The organism is Streptomyces sp. SID12501, from assembly GCF_010550245.1.
In the GTDB taxonomy this organism is placed as follows: domain Bacteria; phylum Actinomycetota; class Actinomycetes; order Streptomycetales; family Streptomycetaceae; genus Streptomyces.
The window spans coordinates 1-672 of sequence record NZ_JAAGLU010000220.1 but is presented as its reverse complement, the minus strand read 5'-3'; the positions used below and the strand labels follow the sequence as shown (position 1 = coordinate 672).

The 672-nt window shown below is 72.2% G+C and carries 1 protein-coding gene and 1 pseudogene; one reads left to right on the top strand and one right to left on the bottom strand.

The features are described 5' to 3' along the window. Positions 1 to 287: substrate-binding domain-containing protein (locus tag G3I71_RS45365; RefSeq protein ID WP_164324763.1), on the top strand; the 287-nt coding region annotated here is incomplete at its 5' end. Between the two features lie 10 nt (positions 288 to 297). Here G3I71_RS45365 and G3I71_RS45360 read toward each other — a convergent pair. Then, positions 298 to 672: pseudogene (locus tag G3I71_RS45360) on the bottom strand (fucose isomerase); the annotation flags it as partial.

The window sequence follows — 672 nt, the reverse complement described above, 5'->3', positions numbered from 1 at the left end:
TCGACGCCGTCTTCGCCGTGACCGACATGGTCGCCCTCGGCGCGATGTCCGCGCTCGCCGAGCACGGGCTGCGCGTCCCGCAGGACGTGCAGGTCGTCGGGTTCGACGACCTGCTGTTCTCCGACTTCCTGGTCCCCCGCCTCACGTCGGTCGACCCCCACTCGCGCGAGCTCGCCGCCACCGCCATGCGACTGCTCGAGCAGCGCATGTCCGGCGACGACGCGCCGCCCGAGCACGTCGTCAACCCCGTGTCGCTCGTGGTGCGGGGGTCGACGCGCGCGGGGTGACGGCGGGTGGTCAGATCTGGATGTCGCCGCAGAGGTGGACCTCGATGCCCATGCCGTGGAGCATGGCGGCCTTGGCGGTCAGGGCCTTGTCGGCGGTGGTCGCGTCGGGGGCGTAGGCCACGTTGAGGTGGTTGGCCTTGTGGCGGGCCATGAACTGGTCGCGGGTCACGCCGTGCAGCACGGCGTGCAGGATCGGCCACTCCGGGTTCGTGGCCTGCTTGCGCCGCTGGGTCTCCTCGGCGGGCAGGTCGACCGCGGTGGCCCGGCCCAGATCGGCATGCAACCGGCCGTCGGCGATGTAGACCCGGGACCAGACCACTTCCCCGGCCTTGCAGACCCCGTTGAGGGTCGAGCCGCCGGCGGGGAAGAACACCGGGTCCTGCCG